The organism is Streptomyces sp. W16 (assembly GCF_033194735.1).
GTDB lineage: Bacteria > Actinomycetota > Actinomycetes > Streptomycetales > Streptomycetaceae > Streptomyces.
On sequence record NZ_JAWOAI010000550.1, the window covers coordinates 1 to 6,134 of the forward strand.

General features: G+C 69.7%; 6 protein-coding genes and 1 pseudogene. 5 read left to right on the forward strand and 2 right to left on the reverse strand.

The window, feature by feature from the left end; translation table 11 throughout:
• On the reverse strand, positions 1 to 272 hold a 272-nt coding region (locus R6V09_RS43370; RefSeq protein ID WP_317886985.1), incomplete at its 3' end, for a response regulator.
• Between the two features lie 120 nt (positions 273 to 392).
• On the opposite strand from R6V09_RS43370, the gene R6V09_RS43375 reads away from it, so the two are divergent.
• Positions 393 to 1,010 carry a hypothetical protein gene (locus R6V09_RS43375; RefSeq protein WP_317886986.1) on the forward strand — a complete coding sequence of 206 codons (618 nt, stop codon included), beginning with the start codon at positions 393 to 395 and terminating at the stop codon, positions 1,008 to 1,010.
• 100 nt (positions 1,011 to 1,110) lie between these two features.
• Here R6V09_RS43375 and R6V09_RS43380 read toward each other — a convergent pair whose 3' ends face one another.
• Positions 1,111 to 2,550: a gamma-aminobutyraldehyde dehydrogenase gene (locus R6V09_RS43380; RefSeq protein ID WP_317886987.1), complete on the reverse strand. Its 1,440-nt coding sequence runs from the start codon at positions 2,548 to 2,550 to the stop codon at positions 1,111 to 1,113.
• A 165-nt stretch (positions 2,551 to 2,715) separates the two neighbouring features.
• Between R6V09_RS43380 and R6V09_RS43385 the strand changes: the two genes are divergently transcribed.
• From R6V09_RS43385 to R6V09_RS43400, 4 genes and pseudogenes are all read left to right on the forward strand, one after another.
• Positions 2,716 to 3,231, forward strand: a complete 516-nt coding sequence (locus R6V09_RS43385) for an Lrp/AsnC family transcriptional regulator (RefSeq protein ID WP_317886988.1) — start codon at positions 2,716 to 2,718, stop codon at positions 3,229 to 3,231.
• Positions 3,216 to 4,595 (forward strand): aspartate aminotransferase family protein, encoded by a 1,380-nt coding sequence (locus tag R6V09_RS43390; protein WP_317886989.1) that lies wholly within the window; start codon positions 3,216 to 3,218, stop codon positions 4,593 to 4,595. The genes R6V09_RS43385 and R6V09_RS43390 overlap by 16 nt, the downstream gene beginning before the upstream one ends.
• 192 nt (positions 4,596 to 4,787) lie before the next feature.
• Positions 4,788 to 5,528, forward strand: a complete 741-nt coding sequence (locus tag R6V09_RS43395; RefSeq protein ID WP_317886990.1) for an ABC transporter ATP-binding protein — start codon at positions 4,788 to 4,790, stop codon at positions 5,526 to 5,528.
• Positions 5,510 to 6,134, forward strand: a pseudogene (locus R6V09_RS43400) (hypothetical protein); the annotation flags it as partial. The gene R6V09_RS43395 and the pseudogene R6V09_RS43400, both read left to right, overlap by 19 nt.

Sequence of the window (6,134 nt, forward strand, 5' to 3'; positions counted from 1 at the left end):
AGCCCGGCGACCCGGTCGGCGACGGTCCCGGACGCGGTGAGCATCAGCACCCGCGCCCGGCTGCCCCCGGCGGCGAGCGTCCGGCACACCTGGTCGCCGTGGACGCCGGGCAGATCGCGGTCGAGTACGACGACGTCGTAGCCGTTGATCTCCGCGCGCTCCAGGGCCGTAGGACCGTCGAGCGCGAGGTCGACCGCCATGCCCTCGCGGCGCAGTCCGGCCGCCACCGTCTCGGCGAGTTCTTCGTGGTCCTCGACCACCAGCACACGCATGGCCGTCAGTGTGCCGGGCGGGCGGTTACACGGGTATAAGGGCGGCCGTTCCGTCGCTGTAACCGTCCGGGCGGTTGGGTGGGGCCCGTCCAGCGACACCCGCACACAGCAGGAGGAATCATGCGTCCACTGGCGACCAAGCCGCAGCGGCTCGCCCTCGGGATCGCCGTACTGTCGGCCGCCGCGCTCGGCACCGTCACCGCCTCGGCGGCGCCCGCGTCCCACGCGACGAACTCCGGGTCCCACGGGACGGTCGTCGGCAAGACCCTCGTCAAGCAGAAGGGCCAGGGCGGCAAGGAGTCCGGGTCCGGCAAGGGCGTCCCCTTCGCGGTCGAGTACACGCCGACCTCGAACGCCCCGGGCGACCTCAACGCGGCGAACCCGCGCTTCGCCAAGTGCATGCGCGCACAGGGGCAGTCGGTCTTCCCCGGCTTCCACGCGTCCAAGGGCTCGGACGGCGGCGTGATGCTGCGCGTGAACATCAACGGCAAGGGCGGACCGGGGCTCGACCCGACGTCGTCCGGCTACAAGAAGGCCATCAGCGCCTGCGGCCCCATCCTGAAGAAGACCGGCATCTCCTTCCCGAACCCGGGCGACCTGCCGGCGCCGCCGTCACGGCCGGCCCCGGGCAAGGGAGAGGGCGGCGTCACCCGGCTCACCGAGCCCGGGAAGTCCGGCAAGCCCGGGAAGGTCACGTCCGAACTGCCCTCGCTGACCAGCGTCTTCAAGGACGCCTGAGAGCACGCCTGACCACTGCGGAGGGGGAACAAGAGGGGGAACAGCGCGGCCCCGGACGGATCAACTCCCGTCCGGGGCCGCGCACTTGCACTCGTTTCGGCTACTCGCCCAGCGACGTCATCACGTGCTTGATCCGCGTGTAGTCCTCGAAGCCGTACGCCGAAAGGTCCTTGCCGTAGCCGGACTTCTTGAATCCGCCGTGCGGCATCTCCGCGACCAGCGGGATGTGGGTGTTGATCCACACACAGCCGAAGTCCAGCGCCTTCGACAGCCGCATCGCACGGGCGTGGTCCTTCGTCCAGACCGAGGAGGCCAGCGCGTAGTCGACGCCGTTGGCCCACTCGATGGCCTGCGCCTCGTCCGTGAAGGACTGGACGGTGATGACCGGCCCGAAGACCTCGTTCTGGATGATCTCGTCGTCCTGCTTCAGACCCGAGACGACGGTCGGCGCGTAGAAGTAGCCGACCTCACCGACCCGGTGGCCGCCCGACTCCACCTTGGCGTGCGCGGGCAGCCGCTCGATGAAGCCGGTCACCTGCTTGAGCTGGTTGGGGTTGTTGAGCGGGCCGTAGAGCACGTCCTCGTCGTCCGGCTGGCCGGTCTTCGTCTCGGCCGCCGCCTTCGCGAGCGCCGCCACGAACTCGTCGTGGATGCCCTCCTGGACCAGGACGCGCGTCGCCGCCGTACAGTCCTGGCCCGCGTTGAAGAAGCCCGCGACCGAGATGTCCTCGACGGCCTTGGCGATGTCGGTGTCCTCGAAGACCACGACCGGGGCCTTGCCGCCCAGCTCCAGGTGGACCCGCTTGAGGTCCTTGGACGCGGACTCGGCGACCGACATGCCGGCCCGCACCGAACCGGTGATGGAGGCCATCGCCGGGGTGTGGTGCTCGACCATCAGGCGGCCGGTGTCGCGGTCGCCGGTGACGACGTTGAAGACACCCTTGGGGAGGATCGAGCCGAGGATCTCGGCGATCAGGACGGTGGAGGCGGGGGTGGTGTCCGAGGGCTTGAGGACGACCGTGTTGCCGGCCGCGAGCGCGGGGGCGAACTTCCAAACCGCCATCATCATCGGGTAGTTCCAGGGCGCGACCTGCGCGCAGACGCCGATCGGCTCACGCCGGACGATGGAGGTCATGCCCTCCATGTACTCGCCCGCCGAGCGGCCCTCCAGCATCCGGGCGGCGCCCGCGAAGAAGCGGATCTGGTCGACCATCGGCGGGATTTCCTCGGAGCGGGTGAGCCCGATCGGCTTGCCGGTGTTCTCCACCTCGGCCGCGATCAGCTCCTCCGCGCGCTCCTCGAACGCGCTGGCGATGTCCAGCAGGAACTTCTGCCGCTTGGCCGGGGTCTCGTCCCGCCAGGCCGGGAAGGCCGCCGCGGCAGCCGCCATCGCGGCGTCCACGTCCGCCGCCCCGGACAGGGGCGCGGTCGCGTACGCCTCGCCGGTCGCCGGGTTGACCACCTCGGTGGTCCGTCCGTCGGCGGCGTCCCGGAACTCACCGTCGATGTAATTGCGCAGACGACGCAGCTCGGTGCTCACTGCCGGCCCTCCAAGTTCAGGTGTCCAATCACTGAGACACCCACCCTAATCGCCCGGCCCACGTTTTCAACACCCCTGATCGCATCAAGACTACGAAATCCGCAAGTCTCGGCCACGTAAACAACGAATTTCATCGAAGCGGCCTTGCGGAACGGTCGAGACGTCGTGCACAGTGAAGCCGTGGCCAGTCGTAGCGCAGAACACAGGGACTCCCGCGAGTCCAGGAACGGGACTCCGCATCTGGATTCCGTCTCCCTCGCCATCATCGAACAGCTCCAGGAGGACGGCCGCCGGCCGTACGCCGCGATCGGCAAGGCCGTGGGCCTCTCCGAGGCGGCCGTGCGCCAGCGCGTCCAGAAGCTGCTCGACCAGGGCGTCATGCAGATCGTCGCCGTCACGGACCCGCTCACCGTGGGCTTCCGCAGACAGGCGATGGTCGGTGTCAACGTCGAGGGCGATGCCGAGAACGTGGCGGACGCGCTGACGGCCATGCCGGAAGTGGAGTACGTGGTGATGACCGCGGGCTCGTACGACCTCCTCGCCGAGATCGTCTGCGAGGACGACGACCACCTGCTGGACGTCATCAACAAACGCATTCGGGCGCTGCCCGGGGTGCGCTCCACCGAGAGCTTCGTTTATCTGAAGCTCAAGAAGCAGACCTACATGTGGGGAACCCGATAACCGTGAGCAAGGACCTCAGCCGCACCGCGTACGACCACCTGTGGATGCACTTCACCCGCATGTCCTCGTACGAGAACGCGCCCGTTCCCACGATCGTCCGTGGTGAGGGCACCTACATCTACGACGACAAGGGCAAGCGCTACCTCGACGGTCTCGCGGGTCTGTTCGTGGTCCAGGCCGGTCACGGCCGCGCCGAGCTGGCCGAGACCGCCGCCAAGCAGGCGAAGGAACTGGCGTTCTTCCCCATCTGGTCGTACGCCCACCCGAAGGCCGTGGAACTGGCGGAGCGTCTGGCCAACTACGCGCCGGGCGACCTGAACAAGGTCTTCTTCACCACCGGCGGCGGCGAGGCGGTCGAGACCGCCTGGAAGCTCGCCAAGCAGTACTTCAAGCTCGTCGGCAAGCCCACCAAGTACAAGGTCATCTCCCGCGCGGTCGCCTATCACGGCACCCCGCAGGGCGCCCTGTCCATCACCGGTCTGCCGGCTCTGAAGGCCCCCTTCGAGCCGCTCGTCCCGGGCGCGCACAAGGTCCCCAACACCAACATCTACCGCGCCCCGATCCACGGCGACGACCCGGAGGCGTACGGCCGCTGGGCCGCCGACCAGATCGAGCAGGAGATCCTCTTCGAGGGCCCCGAGACGGTCGCCGCGGTCTTCCTGGAGCCGGTGCAGAACGCCGGCGGCTGCTTCCCGCCCCCGCCCGGCTACTTCCAGCGCGTGCGCGAGATCTGCGACCAGTACGACGTACTCCTGGTCTCCGACGAGGTCATCTGCGCGTTCGGCCGCCTGGGCACGATGTTCGCCTGCGACAAGTTCGACTACGTCCCGGACATGATCACCTGCGCCAAGGGCATGACCTCGGGCTACTCCCCGATCGGCGCCTGCATCATCTCCGACCGCCTGGCCGAGCCGTTCTACAAGGGCGACAACACCTTCCTGCACGGCTACACCTTCGGCGGCCACCCGGTCTCCGCGGCGGTCGGCCTCGCCAACCTCGACATCTTCGAGCGCGAGGGCCTCAACCAGCACGTCCTCGACAACGAGGCCAACTTCCTGCAGACCCTGCAGAAGCTGCACGACCTCCCGATCGTCGGCGACGTCCGCGGCAACGGCTTCTTCTACGGCATCGAGCTCGTCAAGGACAAGGCCACCAAGGAGACCTTCACGGACGAGGAGTCGGAGCGCGTGCTCTACGGCTTCGTCTCCAAGAAGCTCTTCGAGTACGGCCTCTACTGCCGCGCCGACGACCGCGGTGACCCGGTCATCCAGCTGTCGCCGCCGCTGATCTCCGACCAGTCGACCTTCGACGAGATCGAGGGCATCGTCCGCCAGGTGCTGACGGAGGCCTGGACGAAGCTCTAGCCTTCGGCGATTCAGCGGTTTATACGGCCCGGGGTGCACCCATGCGAGTGAGAAGGGTGCACCCCGGGCCGTGTGCTGTCCGGGGTCACGTCCCCATCCTCCTTAGCGTGCCTGGTAACCGATCGGCCCCGTCCTCGTTCCCCCGCAAGGGGGACGCGGTACGGAAAACGGATCAGAACGAGGTGTACGCGCATGGTGGCCCCGCCGGACAACGACGTGCTCTGGGCACGTGCCCTGCACTTCCAGCACCACGACGGAACGCCCGCGCTCAGCGGCGTCTCGCTCGGTGTCCGGGAGGGCGAGATCCTCGCCGTCATGGGCCCGCGCGGCAGCGGCAAGACGACCCTGCTGCGCTGCCTCTCCGGTCTGCAGCGCCCGGGCCGCGGCGAGGTCTGGTTCAACAGCGTGCCCGTGCACACCATGGGCCCGATGACCCGGGAACGGCTGCGCCGCGACCGCTTCGGCTGGATCGACCCGGCGCCCGTGCTCGTCCCGGAGCTGAACGTCTGGGAGAACGCGGCCCTCCCCCTCATGTTGCGCGGCACCAGCCGCCGGCGTGCCAAGACCGCCGCCCTGGAGTGGCTGGACCGCCTCGACATCGGCGACCACGCCCGCAAACGCCCGCACGAGCTGCGTCAGGCGGAGCGCCAACGCGTCTCGATCGCCCGCGCGCTGGCCCCGGCACCGACGGTCCTGTTCGCCGACGAGCCGACGGCCCCGCTGTACCGCGCGGACCGCGCCCAGGTCCTGCGCACGCTCACGACGGCCGCCCGCTCGCACGGCATCACGGTCGTCCTCGCGACCCACGAGGCGGAGACCGCGGCCCTCGCGGACCGAACGGTGTCGCTGCTCGACGGACGCCGGGTGAACACGGTCCACCTTCCCCCCGTCACCGAGACGGAAGGCCGGGCCGCGTGCTCGCTCTCCGTCTGACCCGCGGCTCGCACCCCGCCGTCCAACTGCGCCGCCTGCTGGTCGCGGTGGCCTCGGCGGGCACGGGCTTCCTCCTCCTCTGCACCCTCGGCTACGCGATCGGCCACCCCGACTCCCCCGCCGCCTCGGCCCTCCGTCTCGGCTGGTGCGCGACCCCGCTGGCCGCCACCGTGTACTTCGCGGTGGCCGTCGCCCGCACCGACCCGGCGACAAAACCCCGCCCCGGCCTCTCCGCCATCGGCCCCGGCCGCCTGATGGCGATCTCGGCGACCACGACCGCGCTGGCCTGCACCCTCGGCTCCATGCTGGCCCTGCTCTTCTTCCTCCACCTCCGCGGCGACCTCACCGGCATGCCCTTCGACGGAGCGGCGGCGGAGTTCCTGGCCTCGGACCAGCCCCTGCCCCTGCCCGCCGCGTTGACCCTCCTGTCCCTCGTCCCGGTGATCGCCTCCCTCGCGGTGGCACTCGTCCTCCGCCCCCGCGACCTCCGCCCCGCCTCTGAAAAGGGCCCGGCGAGGTCGTACGGCCGTTTCGGCGCGCAGGGCCGCCAGAGGTCCCGCGAGACCTTCGGGGCGTACGGCCGTTTCGGCGCGCACCTGCGTGCCG

Excerpts from the sequence above, each read along its gene's own strand:
- R6V09_RS43375 (WP_317886986.1), top strand. The coding sequence starts at position 393 with ATGCGTCCACTGGCGACCAAGCCGCAGCGGCTCGCCCTCGGGATCGCC.
- R6V09_RS43395 (WP_317886990.1), top strand. The coding sequence starts at position 4,788 with ATGGTGGCCCCGCCGGACAACGACGTGCTCTGGGCACGTGCCCTGCAC.